Genomic DNA, 18,350 nt, shown 5'->3' on the forward strand with positions numbered 1-18,350 from the left:
TTGTGTTTTTATCGCAGTGGCGGCGCGTAGGCGAGGCCGCCGTCGCTCCACAGCCTGTTCAGGCCGCGATCGATCTTGAGCGGGCTGTCCTTGCCGAGATGGCGCTCGAAGACCTCGCCATAATTGCCGACGGCCGAGATGGCCTGGAATGCCCATTTCGGATCGAGACCCAGGTTTTTCGAGATGCCGCCATCGCTGCCAAGAAACCGCTTCTGTGCAACGGTCCCGTCTTCCGCCGTCACGGCTGCGTTTTCCTGAGTGATGCCGAGTTCTTCCGCCTCGATCATCGCGAACAAGGTCCAGCGGACGATCTTGAACCACTGCTCGTCGCCCTGGCGCACGGCCGGTCCCAGCGGCTCCTTGGAAATGACTTCCGGGAGCACGACGTAGTTGTCGGGATCGGTCAGCGTCAGGCGTTGGGAATAGAGGGCAGAGGCGTCCGTCGAGTAAACATCGCAGCGGCCGGTCCCGAATGCCTGAATGGTCTGGTCCGGTTTTTCAAACGCGATGACATTGTACTGGATGTTGTTGGCGCTGAAATAGTCGGCCATGTTCTGCTCGGTGGTCGTGCCGGTTTCGGTGCAGACCGAAGCGCCGGACAGTTCCTTGGCGCTTTTCACGCCCATATCCTTGCGGATCATGAAGGCCTGGCCGTCATAGTAGTTGGCGCCGATGAAGCTCATGCCGAGATCGGTATCGCGCGACAGCGTCCAGGTGGTCTGGCGCGACAGGAGATCGACTTCGCCCGATTGCAGGGCGGCGAAACGCTCCTTGGTCGAGAGCGGCACATATTGCACCTTGCTGGAATCGCCGAGCGTCGCCGCCGCAACCGCGCGGCAGAAATCGACGTCGAAGCCGGTCCACTCGCCCTTGTCGTTCGGGCTCGAAAAGCCGAGCACGCCCTGGCTGACGCCGCAGCGAAGCGCGCCGCGTTCGCGGGCGATGTCGAGCGTACCCGCCTGCGCTGTGGTAGCGGCCAGCACTGCTGTGGCCGCCAATGCAAAAATTGCTGATTTCATGGGTTGGTTCTCCTCCGGTTTTTAAGTCGCACGTGTTCTGTCCGGGCGGCGCCAAGCGCTGCCAAGCTCTGTCGTTGTTGGTTTTTTCGTATTTGTCGGGACGGTTAGCTCTTTGCCGCGACCGCCTCGAATGTTTCCTCGAGTACGGCCAGCAGATGGTCCGCGTCCCGTTTCGAGAAGATCATCGGCGGTCGCATCTTCAGCACGTTGTCATGCGGTCCTTCGGTGCCCATCAGCACACCGCGCCGCCTTGCGCCGTTCGAGACTGCGCGTGCGAAGTCCGTTGCGGGTGCCTTGGTCTTGCGGTCTGTGACGAGTTCGACACCGAGGAAAAGCCCCATGCCGCGCACGTCGCCGATCACTTCGTGACGTTCTTGCAGCGCCCGGAAGCCGGCCATCAGATAATTGCCGATCTCCAGCGCATTGTGGCGCAGGTCCTGCCCCTCGATGACATCAAGCACGGCGAGGCCCACGGCGCAGGACACTGGATTGCCGCCGAACGTGTTGAAATATTCCATGCCGTTGTTGAAGCTGTTGGCGATCTCGCGCGTCGTCACGACGGCGGCCAGCGGATGGCCGTTGCCGATCGGTTTGCCCATGGTGACGATATCGGGGGTAACGCCCTGTTCCTCGAAGGCCCACCAGTGGCTGCCGACCCGGCCGAAGCCGACCTGGACCTCATCGGCGATGCAGATGCCGCCGACCTCACGCACCATCCGGTAGACTTCCTTCAGGTAACCGTCCGGCAGGAAGACCTGTCCGGCAACGCTGGGGATGGATTCGGCGATGAAGAAGCCCGGACCTTCGCCCTTCGCCTGCATCGCCGCGATCAGGTCTGCGACGCTTTCGGCATAGCGTTTTCCGTGTTCCTCGAGCGGCCAGTCAGCGGGTGCACGATAGCTGTCGGGAACCGGTGCGACATGGATATGCGGCTTCTGTCCCTTGCCGCCCTTGCGCTGAAACTTGTAGGGGCTGATGTCGATCAGCTCCTGCGTCGTGCCGTGATAGGCCCAGTCGAGCACGATGGCGTTTTCGCGGCAGGTATGGGCGCGCATCATCCTGAGCGCCAGGCCGTTGGCCTCCGAGCCGCTGTTGACGAAGCCGGCGACCGTCAGTTCCTTCGGCAGCGTTGCGGTCAGCCGCTCGGCATAGGTGACGATATTATCGTGCAGGTAACGCGTATTGGTGTTGAGCGTCGCTGCCTGTCGCGCCATTGCCTCGACCACGGCCGGATGGGCATGGCCGATGTGGCAGACATTGTTGAAGCAGTCGAGATAGGCACGGCCGCTGTCGTCGATCAACCAGACGCCGTTGCCGCGCACGAACTTGATCGGCTTGTCGTATGAGATCGACAGGTTGGGAACCAAAAGTTCCTTGCGCTGCTTGACGATCTCCTCATGCGATCGCCCGGTTTTCGCGTAGAATTCCGGCGCGATGCCTGCATATGTCAGCGCATCCGGAAACAGCTCGGCCCAGACATCCAGATAGCGCGCTTCCCCGACGCCGAGGATTTCGGTGGCGGAGAGCCGGGTGTCGGTGGAAATCTGCAGGTGCAGGTGCGGCGCCCAGCCGCCGTTTTCAGTGGAAGCCCCCATCTCCCCGACCAGCGCTCCGGCCTCCAGACGGTCGCCCGCTTTCAGCCTGCCGAGCGCTTCGTGGGCAAGATGGCCCCAGAGCGTTACGAAGGCCGGGCAGCCCTCCGGTTCGTGGCGCAGCGCAATCAGGCAGCCGTAGCCGAGCGGATCCGGCTCGATCTCGACACTGACGACCGTGGCCGCAAGCGGCGTGTAGAGCCTGGTGCCCGCAGCCATGAACAGGTCGAGGCCGAGATGACGGGTTCGGCGGGTCTTTTCGATCAGCCGCGATACGAACATCTCGCCGGAATAGACCGTGCGCGCCTCTCCCCAGGGGCCGATGCCGAGATCGACTCCCCGTTCGCTGCAATAGGCTTCCCAGATCGCCTGCGCCTCGTTCGGCCGCTCGCCAGCGGAGGCCACCGTCATCGGATGCTTGGGGTCAGCATAGGGCACGAGCGCGGCCGGGTAGGTCGCGGCCGGCTTGTCGAGCAGCGGACGAAGCGACTTGCGGTTGGCTGCAATCCACGCGGTAACGGCATGCGCGCCCGGTGCGGCTTCGAAGCCGCAGGCATGACGCAGGATCACGGTGGCAAAACGCGGGTTCATCGCATCCATCTTGCGCAACAGCGTCCAGGCCGGCTTTTCGCTGATGGCGAGATAGGGGTTGCCGCCGGTATGGGCATGGCGCGAGGCCGAGATCGTCACCGAGGTGACGAGCCGCATGGCGATCAGATCGAACAGGAGATCGATTTCCTCTTCGAGAAGGGGATATTCCGCATGGAAGCCGCGCACGATCGCGGCGGCAGCACCGATCGGATCGGCATGGTCGAGCCCGGCATAGGCGGCAGCGATGGCAACCTCGGCGATGACAGGCGCATAGAGCGCGTCGCCGAGATCGATCAGGCCGGCGATCCGGTCATGATCGTCATCGGCGACCAGCACGTTCCAGTCATTGGCATCGTTGTGAATGACCGTCGAGCGCAGTTTCGGCAGTTTCGGCTCGACCACCGTCTCGAAGCGGGCGAGGAATCGCTTGAGCAGCGCCCGGTCCTCGGTGCCGTCAATATGCTGCAGCCTGTCGGCGGAGCGACCGGCATTGCGGATGTTCCAGTCGAGATCGCGGAGAGCCCCCGGATGCATGAAGCCTTGCAGCGCTTCATCGAAGCGGCCGAGCAGGCGGCCGAGCGACGTCAGCGCGTTCTCGCTGCGGGCGGACTGGGCCAGCGGCAAACCCGGCACCCAGCCGACGAGGCGCAGCAGGTGGCGAACGCCATGCGCGCTCGTCGTCTCCGCAAGGCTGGAGCCGGATGTCGTTGGCCAAAGGTGGGGAACCGGCAGATCAGGCGCGTGCTGGCCGATATGCCCGAGAAGGGCGGTCTGGAATTCGCTCTCGACCAGCGGTTCGCCGGCATTGACGATCTTGAGGATATAGACCCCGCCATTATTGGCCACCACCTTGAAATTCTGGTCGCGTTCGCTGTCGAGCGGCGACAGCAAACCGTCGAGACCATAATGCTCGGCAAGCAGGCTCTTGGCGTCGTCGATGGAAAAATCCGGTGTGGTCTTCAGCATATCGTTCATGTCGTGTCCCCGTGTTGCCATCAGAGTTGCACGATGGGCCGTCCGGTGCACCCGGCATAGCGACGGTTGCACCGGCATTGTGTTTATAATAACCGTCATCTTGTCGGCTCCCTCAAAGGCGGAAAATATGCAGGATACAGACGCGATCGACCGGACGATCCTGAGCATCCTGTCGCGGGAAGCGCGGATCCCGATGAAGTCGCTCGCCGGACGCATCGGCCTGTCGAGAAGTGCGACGACCGAGCGGGTCACCCGGCTGGAAAAGGCGGGGATCATTCGTGGCTACAGGGCCGATATCGGTCAGCTGGACGAAGGCCAGGTCCAGGCCTTCCTGCTTTTGACGCTGAAGAAGACGCCGTCGATCGGCGTGCTCGACCGCTTGGCCGGGTTCTCCTCCGTGCGAAAAGTGTCCTCCGTCAGCGGTCAGCTCGATCTCGTCGTCGAGGTCGAGGTCGGGTCGATCAATGCGCTGAACGAACTGCGGAACGAAGTGGCGACGATGGAAAATGTCGATGACCTGACGACCTCCATCGTTCTGCGCCGCGACATCGAGCGCAGCTGAGGCCGCGCTTGACTTCGCTGCCAATGCCCACACAATGATGTACGGACGAATTGCAGCGACTACACCCGTGGCAGCGCCAACTTGACGAAAGAGGCCGCGACGTTTCCGGCCGCCGAACCCCGTTCCGCCCAAAACTGTCCCTCGAAAAATTTGAAAGTCTTTCGCTTGCCCCGTCGAAATGGACGGCTAGCGATCCGGCGCACGAAAACGCACAATCACAAAACCGTAAATGAGACATCCGGCTTCCCGTCTTGGGCAGCGGGAGACTGATCGGGCAGGGGCCCTGACAAGCCGATACGGCTTGAAAATCGGTACAGTTTTGGTTGGTCCGCCGGAGGAGAAGGCGGTTTGGCCAGTGGCATGCGCCAGGATCTGACGATCCTGGGCAAGGGAGGAAATATGTTTGAACGGCTCTTCAAGCTGACTGAGCACAATACGACAATCCGCACCGAACTGGTCGCGGGCATGACGACATTTCTGACGATGTCGTACATCATCTTCGTCAATCCGGACATTCTGTCGACCACCGGCATGGACCGCGACGCGATCTTCGTCGCCACCTGTATCGCCGCAGCCCTTGGCTCGGCCGTCATGGCGCTGGTTGCCAACTGGCCGATCGGCATGGCGCCGGGCATGGGGCTGAATGCCTTCTTCGCCTTCACGGTCGTCGCCGCCCTCGGCTTCACCTGGCAGCAGGCGCTGGGCGCCGTCTTCATCTCGGGCCTGATCTTCGTCTTCCTGACGGTGACGGGCATCCGCAGCTGGCTGATCGAAGGTATCCCGCATTCGCTGCGCAGCGCCATTGCCACCGGTATCGGCCTCTTCCTCGGCATCATCGCCCTGAAGAATGCCAGCATCGTCGTCGACAATCCGGCAACGCTGGTCGGCCTCGGCAGCCTGAAGGCAACCGGGCCGCTGCTCGCGATCTTCGGCTTCTTCGTCATCGCGGTGCTTGATGCGCTCAGGGTGCGCGGGGCCATCCTGATCGGCATTCTGGCCGTCACGGTGCTGTCGTGGATGACCGGCGTCAGCGAATTCCGCGGCATCGTCTCGATGCCGCCGAGCATGGCGCCGACCTTCCTGCAGCTCGACATCGTCGGCGCGCTGCATGGCGGCCTGATCCATGTCATCCTCGTCTTCGTCCTGGTCGAAGTGTTCGACGCCACCGGCACGCTGATCGGCGTCGCCAAGCGCGCCAACCTGATCCAGGAAGGCAAGCCGAGCCGCCTCGGCCGCGCGCTGCTCGCCGACAGCACGGCCATCGTCGCCGGTTCGCTGATGGGCACCAGCAGCACCACCGCCTATGTCGAAAGCGCATCGGGCGTTCAGGCCGGCGGCCGCACGGGTCTGACGGCTCTGGTCATCGCCGTCCTCTTCCTCGCCTCGCTGTTCATCTCGCCATTGGCAGGCTCCGTCCCCACCTATGCGACGGCACCGGCCCTGCTTTACGTCGCAGGCCTGATGATGCGCGAACTGACTGAAGTCGATTGGGAAGACCTGACCGAAGCCGCACCGGCAGCGCTCACGGCACTTGCCATGCCCTTCACCTACTCGATCGCCAACGGCCTCGCCTTCGGCTTCATCAGCTATGTCGTCCTGAAACTGTTCACCGGAAAATGGCGGGCGATCCATCCGGCAACCCTGATTGTGGCAGTGCTGTTCGTCATCCGCTTTGCGTTTTTCGCGGAGTGAGGCGAGGCGAAGGGGCGATAACCCCGCTCGCCAATGCTTCGGAAACGGGTCGCATTCATCGCGGCCCGTTTTCACGATATGTTCGGGCGTACGCTGTCGGCGCATTGCAGACGGACGGTTGTGCTGGCATTTTGAGACGGGCGAACACCGAACAAGGCAGGCTAGCAATGACGGGGAAATTTCTAAGGCGTGGTGCGATCGTAGACACCATTAAGAGCGATGAGCGAATGAATGCGCAACAAAAAAGGTCAGGTCAGACCCGATATCATGTCGATGTCGTATCATGTGGATGTCCAGATGAGAATTGCGGTGCGTTCCATATACTCAGGGCAGAGCGGCCACTTCCCTCCACCGAGGAAGCAGCGGACACATTACTATCGCATCGGCGGAAGCAAAAAATACGCTACGAATGATTGTGTTACATGGCCACTTCTGGACCCCAACGCGATCACTCAATTAATCAGCTCTTGTTTCTCTTAGCCATTGGATAACGGCCTTCGCCTCGTGCTCTGCTGCTGTGAACTCATCATAAAGCCCCGACTCGTAGGTTGGACTCCAGTAGGTGTATGGTCCAAATCCAGGGATTTCATCGTCAAGCTCTTGTTCTTCCCCGAATGAGTACAGTCCATTACCGTGGTCAACGAATGTAACTCGAGCTTTTCCATCCGCTCTTTCGATAGCACTGATGAAGGGCTTCAAACTCGATAACTCCAATTTCGCCTGCTTCTGATCGGCTTATTCTATTTTGTCGCAAAGTCCCGACTGAAGTGTCATTTACTTTTCTATGTTTGCAACGTGGAATGATAGGGAGTTCTGCGACGAAAACAATGTCCGTTCTTGGTGAACTCGGGGAGTTATCACTTTCCCCTGCTGTGCCTTGCCTGCGGTCATGCTGCGTTGTCGGCCAAGACCATAAAGGAATTAGAGAGGCCTCGGCCGACAGTCTCAGCCCGCCGAGGAGGGCTTGAGGCCATCGGCACCGCGAAGGATGCCGGCATCGCGAAGCTCGTCGTTGAATTTGCCCATCGCCTCCATCATCGTGTTGGTCTCGGGCGTGAAAAAACCCCCTTCTCGCTATCTTCGGTAGCTTTCACGAACACCATCACACGCATCGTCTGTCTCATTGTTAGAGCTGGCCTCACCGGATCAAAAACGGCGTCTCATAAAAATACTCTTCCAGATTGACGCCTTCGCCGGCGCGGTCGACGACGGCGAAGTCGGAGACCCCTTCGAGTGGCGTCAGGATGCCGTGCCAGACGTTGCGGCCTATATTGACGCCTTGGCCGGGCGCCGTCTTGAAGGCGATCGGCTCGCCCGGCCCGTCCGGCGTTTCCTCGGCAACAACCACGAGAAAGGGATGTTCGCTTAGCGGTATGAACGCCTGGCTACCCAACGGGTGCCGCTCGACCATGCCGAGTTCCAGTGGCAGCGAATAGGGCTCGCCGCGCAGCAGGCTGATCATCGGGCGGGCCTTTTCACCCGTCGTCTCGATCCTGGCAAGATCATGGTAGCGCACGCATTTGCCCGCATTGATCGGGAAACTGTGTGCGCCTTCGGTTTCGAGAACTTCGCCGAAGGGGGCGAAAGCCTCGCGGGTCAGCGGTCTGATGTCGATCGTCTTCATCCTCTCCACCCTCAGTTCGGCAGCATGTCGGTCAGGCGCAGCAGGGCGATCCGCTCGACCTGACGGCAGGCCGTTTGAAATTCGCTCTGCCAGTCATTGCCGATACGGCGTTGAAAGGCGGCCAGGATGTCGTCCTTGCCGAGACCGCGAACGGCGATGATGAAGGGGAAGCCGAACGTCTTGACATAGCGGCCATTGAGAATGGTGAACTGCTCGCGTTCGGCATCCGTCAGGGCGTCGAGCCCGGCGGACGCCTGTTCGCTGGTCGAGCTTTCGGTCAGGCGCTTGGCCTGCGCCAGTTTTCCGGCGAGATCCGGATGGGCATTGAGCACCGCCAGCCGCTCCGTTTCGCTCGCCCCACGAAAGACCGCCGCCAAGGCGGCATGCAGGCCGATCGCGGTATCGTTGGCTGCTCCCAACTCGCCCGCATAGGCGCGCCGGGCGATCCAGTCCGAATGTTCGAAGACGCCGCCGAAGCGGGTTACGAAAGCCTCTTCTGCAAGGTGCGACGGGCGGTTTTCATTCGGCTTGAAGGGAAATGCCTTGGCCCAATGATCGGCGATATCGATGCGGCGGGCGATCCAGACCTTGTCGTGGCTCTTCACGTAATCGATGAACCGGGCAAGAGCCGCCGCGCGCCCCGGCCGTCCCGCCAGCCGGCAATGCAGGCCGATATTCATCATTTTTGGCGCGCCCTCTGCACCTTCCGAATAAAGCACGTCGAACGTGTCTTTCAGATAACTGAAGAACTGGTCGCCGCTGTTGAACCCTTGCGCTGTGGCAAAACGCATGTCGTTGGTGTCGAGCGTATAGGGGATGACCAGCTGGTGCCTGCCAGCGTGTTCGTGCCAATAGGGTAGGTCGTCGGCATAGCTGTCGGAGACATAGGCAAAGCCGCCTTCCTCGGTCACCAGATCGACGGTGTTTTCCGAGCAACGGCCGGTGTACCAGCCGCGCGGCCGTTCGCCGGTGACGAGCGTATGCAGCCGGATCGCGTCGACGATCTGCTTGCGCTCCTCGGCCGGGTCCATGTCCTTGTGTTCGACCCATTTCAGCCCGTGCGAAGCGATTTCCCAGCCTGCGCTTTGCATCGCCGCCACCTGTTCCGGGGAGCGTTTCAAGGCGGTAGCGACACCATAGACGGTGACCGGAACGTCCCGTTCGGTCAGCAGCCGGTGTAGCCGCCAGAAGCCGGCGCGGGCGCCGTATTCATAGATCGATTCCATGTTCCAATGGCGCTGGCCGGGCCATGCCTGGGCACCAACAATCTCCGACAGGAAGGCTTCCGAGGCGATGTCGCCGTGGAGTACGCAGTTTTCGCCACCCTCTTCGTAGTTGACGACAAACTGGACTGCGATGCGGGCGCCTCCCGGCCAGGTTGCATCGGGCGTCACGGCGCCGTAGCCCTGCAGATCGCGGGGATATCTCATGAAGTCATTCCTCCCAGATGTGTGATTGACCGATTTCTAAACAGAAAACGCGCGCGCCATTCCCCTTCAAAATTTTGAAAGTCTCGAACGATCAGCCCGCTACCGCAGGGAAGTGCCCTGGCGGATAGTGGTCCGATGAATGCAGTCTCGAGGAGGTGAAACGCATGCAAACTGGAACAGCCGGCCGGCTGACGACCCATGTGCTCGACACGGCGCTCGGCAAGCCTGCCGAAAACCTGCGCATCGATCTCTTTCGCATCGACGGCGAACGCGCCGGGCTGATCGGTTCCACCCGCACCAATGATGACGGCCGCTGCGATGCGCCGCTGTTGAGCGGCGATGCGATGACCTCCGGCACCTACGAACTGCGTTTCCATGCCGGCGATTACCTCGACCGAAAGGACGGCGACGTGCCGTTTCTCGACATCATCCCCATCCGCTTCGGCATCGCGGACGTGTCGGTGCATTACCATGTGCCGCTGCTGCTTTCGCCCTACAGCTATTCGACCTATCGCGGGAGCTGAGCCATGACCGTCCAGATACGCAGTTCCATCCGCTTCCTGCTCAATCACCGCCTGGTCGAACTTTCGGCCGTTTCGGCAGTCCAGACCTTGCTCGATTTCCTGCGGCTCGACCGCAATCTGCGCGGCACCAAGGAAGGCTGCGCCGAAGGCGATTGCGGTGCCTGCACGGTGCTGGTCGGACGCTTGCTCGATGGCCGGCTGAAATATGAATCGGTCAATGCCTGCATCCGTTTCGTCGGCTCGCTTGACGGCTGCCATGTCGTCACGGTGGATTCACTCGCTTCGCCCGGCGGCCCGCTGCATCCGGTGCAGCAGGCAATGGTCGATACGCATGCCTCGCAATGCGGCTTCTGCACGCCCGGTTTCGTCATGTCGCTCTACGGTCTCTGGATGGAAAATCCGAAACCCTCGGTGACGGAGATCGAGAAGGCATTGCAGGGCAATCTCTGTCGCTGCACCGGTTATGCCGCCATCATCCGCGCTGCCGAGGCCGTGTCGGTGATCGGTGATCTCGACCGCGATCCGCTGGTCGCGGAACGCGCCAAGATCATCCAGAAGCTGGAGGCGCTGAAGGACGGCAAGCGCGTCGAGATCGGCGAGGGTTCCGAGCGCTTCCTGCTGCCGGCTTCCGTCGACGATCTCGCCGATATCTACGAGGCGGAGCCCAACGCCCGCATCGTCGCGGGTTCCACCGATGTCGGCCTGTGGGTGACGAAATTCATGCGCGACATCGCGCCCGTCGTGCATCTCAGCCATCTCGATGAACTGCGCCGCATCACGGCCGATGAGACCGGCATCACCTTCGGCGCCGGTGTCAGCTACACCGAATCCTTTCCGCTGATCTCAAAACACTTTCCGCAGCTCATCGAACTCTGGAACCGCATCGGCGGCCAGCAGGTGCGCAACATGGGCACCATCGGCGGCAACATCGCCAACGGCTCGCCGATCGGCGACACGCCACCGGCCCTGATCGCGCTCGGCGCTTCCGTCGTGCTTCGCAAGGGCAAGGTGCAGCGAACCGTGCCGCTCGAAAGCTTCTTCATCGAATACGGCAAGCAGGACCGCCAGCCCGGCGAATTCGTCGAGGCGGTCCGCATTCCGTTTGTGAGCGAGAATGCGCGTTATGCGGTCTACAAGATCACCAAGCGGCTGGACGAGGACATCTCCGCCGTCTGCGGTGCGTTCCACCTGGTCGTTGATGGCAACGGCAAGGTCTCAGAAGCCGTGATCGCCTACGGCGGCATGGCCGGAACGCCGAAGCGGGCCGCCAATGCCGAGGCCGCCTTGATCGGTGCCGGCTGGACCGAGGCGACGATCGAGACCGCGATGGAAGCGCTAGGCAAGGACTATACGCCGCTGACCGACTGGCGCGCATCCGCCGATTACCGATTGCTGGTGGCGAAAAACCTTCTGCGCCGCTTCTATCTGGAAACGCAGGGCGACGAGCCGGTGCGGCTTGACCGCAAGCAGGCTGTGTGAGGAGAAGATCATGAACGTCATGCAGCCCATCGACCGCATCCGCGGCGGCGTCCACGAAAACGAGCGCCATGAATCCGGCCACAAGCATGTGACCGGGACCGCCGAATATATCGACGACATTCCCGAACCATCAGGCACGCTGCACGCCTATCTCGGCCTGTCGCAGCGCGCTCATGCGCAAATCCTGTCGATCGATTTCGACGCGGTGACATCCGCGCCCGGCGTCATCGGAGTTCTAACTGCGGCGGATATTCCCGGCGAGAACGATGTCAGCCCGGCGCACAAGCATGACGACCCGGTCTTTGCGACCGGCAAGGTCGAGTTCCACGGCCAGCCGATCTTCGCCGTCATTGCCGAAACCCGCGATGCGGCCCGCCGCGCTGCCGCCAGGGTCAAGATCGAGTACCGCGACCTGCCGCATGTCACCGACGTTCTGGAAGCGGCCGCGGCAAATTATCCGCTGGTCATCGATCCCCTGAAGCTGGAGCGCGGCGATATCGCCGCCGGTTTTGCCAAGGCCAAGAACATCCTCGAAGGCGAGATGCGCATCGGCGGGCAGGATCATTTCTATCTCGAGGGCCACATCTCCTTTGCCATTCCCGGCGAGGACGACGAGATCACACTCTATTCCTCGACCCAGCACCCAAGCGAAACGCAGCACATGGTCGGCCAGGTGCTTGGCGTCGCCTCGAATGCGGTGACGATCAACGTGCGCCGCATGGGCGGCGCCTTCGGCGGCAAGGAGACGCAGGCCAACCTGTTTGCCGCCGTGGCAGCGCTGGCGGCGAAGAAATATCATTGCGCCGTGAAGATCCGCCCGGACCGCGACGACGACATGACCGCGACCGGCAAGCGCCATGATTTCCATGTCGGCTACAAGGTCGGCTTCGACGACGACGGCCGGATCGAGGCTGTCGATGCGATCTTCTCAGCCCGCTGCGGCTTCTCGGCCGATCTCTCCGGCCCGGTGACCGACCGCGCGCTGTTCCATGCCGACAATTGCTATTTCTATCCGCATGTCCGGCTGCGCTCGCGGCCGCTGAAGACCAACACCGTGTCTAACACCGCCTTTCGCGGTTTCGGCGGGCCGCAGGGCATGGTCGGCGGCGAGCGGATGATCGAGGATGTGGCCTATGCGCTCGGCAAGGACCCGCTCGACATCCGCAAGCTGAATTTTTACGGCGGCGAAGGGCGCAACCTGACGCCCTATCACCAGACCGTCGAAGACAATATCATCGGTCGCATCATCGAGGAGCTGGAAACATCCTGCGATTATGCCGCGCGCCGCGCGGAAGTGCTCGCCTTCAACCGCAAAAGCCAAATCATCAAGCGTGGCATCGCGCTGACGCCGGTCAAGTTCGGCATCTCCTTCACCAAGACGGAATACAATCAGGCCGGTGCGCTGGTGCATGTCTATGCCGATGGTTCGATCCATTTGAACCATGGCGGCACCGAGATGGGGCAGGGGCTCTATACCAAGGTCGCCCAGGTGGTGGCCGATGAATTCCAGGTCGATCTCAACCGGATCAAGGTGACGGCAACGACCACGGGCAAGGTGCCGAACACGTCGGCGACCGCCGCCTCGTCCGGCTCGGACCTCAACGGCATGGCCGCCGCCAACGCGGCGCAGCAGATCAAGGCAAGGCTGGTGGCCTTTGCCGCCGAGCGCTGGGGCGTCAGCGAGAAGGATGTCGCCTTCGAGCCGAACACGATCCGTATCGGCGCCGAGCGCATCGCCTTTTCGGATTTCATCAGGATCGCCTACGGATCCCGTATCCAGCTCTCGGCCGCGGGTTTCTACAAGACGCCGAAAATTCACTGGAACCGGTCCGAGGGCCGGGGGCGGCCGTTCTTCTACTATGCCTATGGCGCTTCCTGCTCTGAGGTCAGCGTCGATACGCTGACCGGCGAGTATCAGGTCGATCGTGTCGACGTGCTCCACGATGTCGGCAAGTCGCTCAATCCGGCGCTGGATATCGGTCAGGTCGAGGGTGCCTTCGTCCAGGGCATGGGCTGGCTGACAACGGAGGAATTGTGGTGGGATGCCAAGGGCCGGCTGCGCACCCATGCGCCGTCGACCTACAAGATCCCGCTCGCCTCCGACCGGCCGCGCATCTTCAACGTCAAGCTCGCCGAATGGTCGGTCAACCGCGAGGAGACGATCCGCCGTTCCAAGGCTGTCGGCGAGCCGCCGTTCATGCTGCCGATCTCGGTTCTGGAAGCGATCTCGATGGCGGCGGCGAGCGTTGCGGCGTATCGTATCGCACCGCGCATCGACGCGCCGGCAACGCCGGAGCGGGTGCTGCTCGCCATCGAGCGGCTGCGCCGCGCGGCAAAGAACGGGTGAATGGCATGGCTGCCAAGCGCGAAGACATCAGGGATTTTCTGCGCCGGGAACCGGATTGCGTGCTCGTCGAGGTGACGGGTGCCGCCGGTTCGACGCCGCGCGATACCGACGCCTGGATGCTGGTGACAGCCGAGCGCATCTTCGGCACGATCGGCGGCGGCCAGCTCGAATATATGGCCATCGATCACGCCCGCCGGGCTCTGCGGCAAGGTCTGCCGGCCGAACCGATGGATGTGCCGCTCGGCCCGGAAATCGGCCAATGCTGCGGCGGCCGCGTCGGCCTTGCCTTCACGGCCATGAATACCGACCTCTCGACACAACTCATCGCCCGTTGCGACCATGAAATGGCGGCTCGACCGCATGTCTATATCTTTGGCGCCGGGCATGTCGGCGATGCGCTCGCCATGGCTCTTTCGCTGGTTCCGTTGCGCATCATTCTCGTCGATACCCGCGAGGACGAACTGTCCGCATCCAATGTGCCTAGTATCGAGACCTGCCTGACGGCGGTGCCGGAAGCTTTGGTGCGCGATGCTCCGGCGGGAAGTTCTTTCGTCATCCTCACCCATGACCACGCGCTGGATTTCCTGATCGCTGCGGAGGCACTGCGCCGCGACGATGCCGCCTATGTCGGCATGATCGGCTCAAAGACGAAGCGCGCGACCTTCAAGAACTGGCTCTCCCGCGAAGTCGGCCGCGCCGATCTCTTCGACCGCCTGATCTGCCCGATCGGCGGCACGGCGGTGAAGGACAAGCGGCCGGCGGTGATTGCGGCATTGGCCGCCGCCGAGATCATGACGGCGGCCCTCAATCATGATGTTGCCAAAGTTGGCACCGCACGAAGCAACCGCGCCACAGCGAGCGCACGATAGTCGCTACTCCAGCATCTTGCTGATCATCCGCTGACAGCGCTCGGCCATGAAATCGATCATCAGGCGGACCTTCGGGTCCTGGAAGCGCTTGTGCGGATAGATCGCGGCGAGCTGGACGGTGGCCGGCGGGGTGTCTTTCAGGATTTCCACCAGCGTGCCGTCGTTGAGATGGGCTTTGACCTCGAACAGCGGCTTGTTGATGATGCCGCGACCTTCCAGCGCCCATTGGGTCAGCACGTCGCCGTCGTCGGAATCGTAGGGGCCGCCGATTTCCAGCTTGCGAATGCCGTCCGGCGTCTGCAGTGTCCAGTAATATTCCTTCGAGCCCGGATAGCGCAAAAGCAGACAGTCGTGCTTGTCGTCGATGAGGGCATCCGGCGTCTGCGGTATGCCGCGTTTCGCCAGATAGCCGGGGGCGGCGCAGACAACGCGCTGGCAGTTGAGGATGCCGCGCATGCGCAGGTTGGAATCTTCGAGCACGCCGAGCTTGAAGGCGACATCGACGCCTTCGCTCAAAATATCGACATTGTGGTCGGAGAGGCGCAGGCGCACCTCGATATCCGGATACTTGTCGTGGAATTCGGGAATGCCGGAGGCGATCAGCCGCCGGCCCATGCCGAGCGGCGCGGTGATCCGCAGCGACCCCTTGGGATTGTGCGAGAGATCGGCAATCGCGCTTTCGGCCTCGTTGACCGCCTCGATGATCTTGACGGCGCCCAGATAGAAGACGCGGCCATGTTCGGTCGGCGACAGCTTGCGCGTCGTGCGGTTGAACAGGCGCACGCCGAGGTGTTTTTCCAGTTCCTTGATACGGTTGCTGGCCACAGCCGGCGTCACCCGCTGGTCGCGGCCGGCGGAGGAAAGCGTACCGAGTTCGACGACGCGGACGAAGACGCGGATGTTATCGAGATAGGACATGGCACCCTTCTACCACAGGCAGCAACCGATCACAGCGGGGGTGATCTTATAGATTTTTTTGAAAGTGTTCGGGATTAGCCGGCATTTCGGTTGGTATCGCGCGATGGCAGAAGTCTCCCAAACAGGGAGGCCCACATGTATGAATACGCCATTGCCTGGGACTGGCTGACCTTTGCCGTCCGCTGGCTCCACGTCATCACCGCCATCGCCTGGATCGGTTCGTCGTTCTATTTCGTCGCGCTCGATCTTGGCCTGCGCAAGCGTCCGGACCTTCCGGCCGGCGCCTATGGCGAGGAATGGCAGGTGCATGGCGGCGGCTTCTACCATATCCAGAAATACCTGGTGGCACCGTCCAACATGCCGGAACACCTGATCTGGTTCAAATGGGAATCCTATGTCACCTGGCTTTCCGGCTTCGGCATGCTGTGTCTGGTCTATTATGCCGGCGCCGATCTCTACCTGATCGATCCGAACGTTCTCGATGTCTCCAAGCCCGTCGCCATCGGCATATCGCTCGCCTCGCTGGCCTTCGGCTGGATCATCTACGACCTGATCTGCAAGTCGCCGTTCGGCAATGACAATACGCGGCTGATGGTGGCGCTCTATTTCATCCTGGTCGCGGTTGCCTGGGGTTATACGCAGCTGTTCACCGGCCGCGCCGCCTTCCTGCATCTCGGCGCCTTCACCGCGACGATCATGTCCGCCAACGTGTTCTTCATCATCATGCCGAACCAGCGCATCGTCGTCGCCGACCTGATCGCGGGCCGCACGCCGGACGCCAAATACGGCAGGATCGCCAAGCAGCGCTCGACGCACAACAACTACCTGACGCTGCCCGTGCTGTTCCTGATGCTGTCGAACCACTATCCGCTGGCCTTCGGCACTGAGTTCAACTGGATCATCGCCTCGCTGGTGTTCCTGATGGGCGTCACCATCCGCCACTATTTCAACACGCGCCACGCCAATGCCGGCAACCCGACCTGGACCTGGCTGGCCACCGTGCTGCTGTTCATCGTCATCATGTGGCTTTCGACCGTGCCGAAGATCCTGACCGGCGAGCCGGAACAGGTTTCGGCAGTGCAACAGCCCTTTGTGACGGCGGAGGCCTTTCCGAAGGTGCGCGACACCATTCTTGGCCGCTGTGCGATGTGCCATGCGCAGGAACCGGGCTGGGAGGGCATGATCAAGCCGCCGAAGGGGGTGGTGTTGGAGACCGACGCCGAGATCGCCGCCCATGCGCGCGAAATCTACCTGCAGGCCGGCCGCTCGCATGCGATGCCGCCGGCAAACGTGACGGCCGTGACCGACGACGAGCGCAAGCTGCTGGCCGCCTGGTACGAGACAGTTGTGAACGGAGGAAAAACCCAATGAGCGAACTCCTGATCCGTGGACGCGTGCTGACCTTTGTCGATGAGCCGAAGGGTATCGATGATACCGCATCGTACCTCACCGTGGACGATGGGGCGGTTCTGGTGCGTAACGGCAAGATCGCAGCCGTCGGCGATTATGCCGATATTCGCAAGGCCGCGACCGCCGACGTGACGGTGGCCGATCATCGGCCACATCTGATCCTGCCCGGTCTGATCGATACGCATCTGCATTTTCCGCAGACGCAGGCGATCGCCTCCTATGGCGCGCAACTGCTCGAATGGCTGAACACCTATATTTTCGTCGAGGAACAGAAATTCGCGCAAGCCGAACACGCGGCCTTCATCGCCGGACGGTTCATGGACGAGCTGCTGTCCAATGGCACGACGACGGCGGTGGCCTATTGTTCGGTGCATCCGCAAAGCGTCGATGCCTATTTCACGGCGGCCGAACAGCGCGGCATGCTGATGGTCGGCGGCAAGGTGATGATGGACCGCAATGCGCCGGACGCGCTGCGCGACACGCCGCAAAAGGGCTATGACGAGACCAGGCGGCTGATCGGCAAATGGCACGGACGCGGCAGGGCGCAGTATGCGATCAGCCCGCGCTTTGCCATCACCTCGACACCGGAGCAGATGGAGATGAGCCGGGCATTGGTACGCGAGCATCCGGATTGCTACGTGCAGACGCATCTGTCCGAAAACAAGGACGAGATCGCCTTTGCCACCTCGCTCTATCCGGATGCGAAGGACTATACCGACATCTATGCCCGCTACGATCTCCTGACCGACAAGACGCTGCTCGGGCACTGCATTTATCTCAGCGACCGGGAGATTTCGGTGCTGGCGGAGACCGGGGCGGTCGGCGTGTTCTGCCCGACCTCCAATCTCTTCCTCGGCTCCGGCCTGTTCGACCGCGACCGCTTCGACCGGCTCGGCGCCCGCTGGTCGGTGGCAACCGATGTCGGGGCGGGCACCAGCTTCTCGATGCTGGAGACGATGGACGAGGCCTACAAGGTTCTGCACCTGCAGGGCCAGCGCCTGTCGCCGCTCAATTCCTTCTATCGCATGACGCTGGGCAACGCCCGGGCGCTGGGTCTTCAGGATCGCATCGGCTCGCTGCACGTGGGCGCCGACGCCGATATCGTTGTGCTCGACTCGAGTGGCAAATCGGCGATGGAGCTGAGGATGCGTACCGCGAAATCGCTGGTCGAGGAACTGTTCATCCTGCAGACGATGGGCGACGATCGTTGCGTCGCCGAGGTCTATGTGGCGGGCAAGGCGATGAAGGCGCGGAAGGTGAATGCCGCTGCGCGGGTGTTGGAGACGGTGTGAGATTTATACCCTCCCCTTGAGGGGGG

Annotated in this window: 13 protein-coding genes and 1 pseudogene; 8 read left to right on the top strand and 6 right to left on the bottom strand. The window is 62.0% G+C overall.

What is annotated here, in order from left to right:
- Window positions 1–8: 8 nt before the first annotated feature.
- Together J2Z75_RS18230 and J2Z75_RS18235 are read right to left on the bottom strand one after the other, a co-directional pair.
- Complete coding sequence (locus tag J2Z75_RS18230) at window positions 9–1,019, bottom strand: amino acid ABC transporter substrate-binding protein (protein WP_209854173.1); 1,011 nt, start codon at window positions 1,017–1,019, stop codon at window positions 9–11.
- A gap of 104 nt (window positions 1,020–1,123) precedes the next feature.
- Window positions 1,124–4,177: an aminotransferase class III-fold pyridoxal phosphate-dependent enzyme gene (locus J2Z75_RS18235; RefSeq protein WP_209854174.1), complete on the bottom strand. Its 3,054-nt coding sequence runs from the start codon at window positions 4,175–4,177 to the stop codon at window positions 1,124–1,126.
- A gap of 127 nt (window positions 4,178–4,304) precedes the next feature.
- Between J2Z75_RS18235 and J2Z75_RS18240 the strand changes: the two genes are divergently transcribed.
- A complete protein-coding gene (locus tag J2Z75_RS18240; protein ID WP_234937413.1) occupies window positions 4,305–4,739 on the top strand; it encodes an Lrp/AsnC family transcriptional regulator in 435 nt (144 codons plus the stop codon).
- Between the two features lie 399 nt (window positions 4,740–5,138).
- Window positions 5,139–6,431 (top strand): NCS2 family permease, encoded by a 1,293-nt coding sequence (locus J2Z75_RS18245; RefSeq protein WP_209854176.1) that lies wholly within the window; start codon window positions 5,139–5,141, stop codon window positions 6,429–6,431.
- A 948-nt stretch (window positions 6,432–7,379) separates the two neighbouring features.
- Here J2Z75_RS18245 and J2Z75_RS18250 read toward each other — a convergent pair.
- From J2Z75_RS18250 to puuE, 3 genes and pseudogenes are all read right to left on the bottom strand, one after another.
- Window positions 7,380–7,543 (bottom strand): annotated as a pseudogene (locus J2Z75_RS18250) (YciI family protein); the annotation flags it as partial.
- A 26-nt stretch (window positions 7,544–7,569) separates the two neighbouring features.
- A complete protein-coding gene (locus J2Z75_RS18255; RefSeq protein ID WP_209854177.1) occupies window positions 7,570–8,055 on the bottom strand; it encodes an ureidoglycolate lyase in 486 nt (161 codons plus the stop codon).
- Window positions 8,056–8,066: 11 nt separating this feature from the next.
- A complete protein-coding gene (puuE, locus tag J2Z75_RS18260; RefSeq protein ID WP_209854178.1) occupies window positions 8,067–9,485 on the bottom strand; it encodes an allantoinase PuuE in 1,419 nt (472 codons plus the stop codon).
- Window positions 9,486–9,649: 164 nt separating this feature from the next.
- Between puuE and uraH the strand changes: the two genes are divergently transcribed.
- Genes uraH through xdhC form a run of 4 tightly spaced genes read left to right on the top strand, consistent with a single transcriptional unit; the run spans window position 9,650 to window position 14,704 of the window.
- Window positions 9,650–10,009 carry a hydroxyisourate hydrolase gene (gene uraH / locus J2Z75_RS18265; RefSeq protein WP_209854179.1) on the top strand — a complete coding sequence of 120 codons (360 nt, stop codon included), beginning with the start codon at window positions 9,650–9,652 and terminating at the stop codon, window positions 10,007–10,009.
- A 3-nt stretch (window positions 10,010–10,012) separates the two neighbouring features.
- Window positions 10,013–11,488: a xanthine dehydrogenase small subunit gene (xdhA, locus tag J2Z75_RS18270; RefSeq protein ID WP_209854180.1), complete on the top strand. Its 1,476-nt coding sequence runs from the start codon at window positions 10,013–10,015 to the stop codon at window positions 11,486–11,488.
- 10 nt (window positions 11,489–11,498) lie between these two features.
- Window positions 11,499–13,835 (top strand): xanthine dehydrogenase molybdopterin binding subunit, encoded by a 2,337-nt coding sequence (xdhB, locus tag J2Z75_RS18275; RefSeq protein WP_209854181.1) that lies wholly within the window; start codon window positions 11,499–11,501, stop codon window positions 13,833–13,835.
- Between the two features lie 5 nt (window positions 13,836–13,840).
- Complete coding sequence (gene xdhC / locus J2Z75_RS18280; protein ID WP_209854182.1) at window positions 13,841–14,704, top strand: xanthine dehydrogenase accessory protein XdhC; 864 nt, start codon at window positions 13,841–13,843, stop codon at window positions 14,702–14,704.
- A gap of 3 nt (window positions 14,705–14,707) precedes the next feature.
- Here the strand turns inward: xdhC and J2Z75_RS18285 are convergent, their stop codons facing one another.
- Complete coding sequence (locus J2Z75_RS18285) at window positions 14,708–15,622, bottom strand: LysR family transcriptional regulator (RefSeq protein WP_209854183.1); 915 nt, start codon at window positions 15,620–15,622, stop codon at window positions 14,708–14,710.
- Window positions 15,623–15,757: 135 nt separating this feature from the next.
- Between J2Z75_RS18285 and J2Z75_RS18290 the strand changes: the two genes are divergently transcribed.
- Together J2Z75_RS18290 and guaD are read left to right on the top strand one after the other, a co-directional pair.
- Window positions 15,758–16,993, top strand: a complete 1,236-nt coding sequence (locus J2Z75_RS18290) for a urate hydroxylase PuuD (RefSeq protein WP_209854184.1) — start codon at window positions 15,758–15,760, stop codon at window positions 16,991–16,993.
- On the top strand, window positions 16,990–18,324 hold the full coding sequence (gene guaD / locus J2Z75_RS18295; RefSeq protein ID WP_209854185.1) for a guanine deaminase: 1,335 nt from the start codon (window positions 16,990–16,992) through the stop codon (window positions 18,322–18,324). The genes J2Z75_RS18290 and guaD overlap by 4 nt, the downstream gene beginning before the upstream one ends.
- Window positions 18,325–18,350 lie beyond the last annotated feature (26 nt).

It is taken from the genome of Rhizobium herbae (assembly GCF_017873135.1).
GTDB lineage: Bacteria > Pseudomonadota > Alphaproteobacteria > Rhizobiales > Rhizobiaceae > Pararhizobium > Pararhizobium herbae.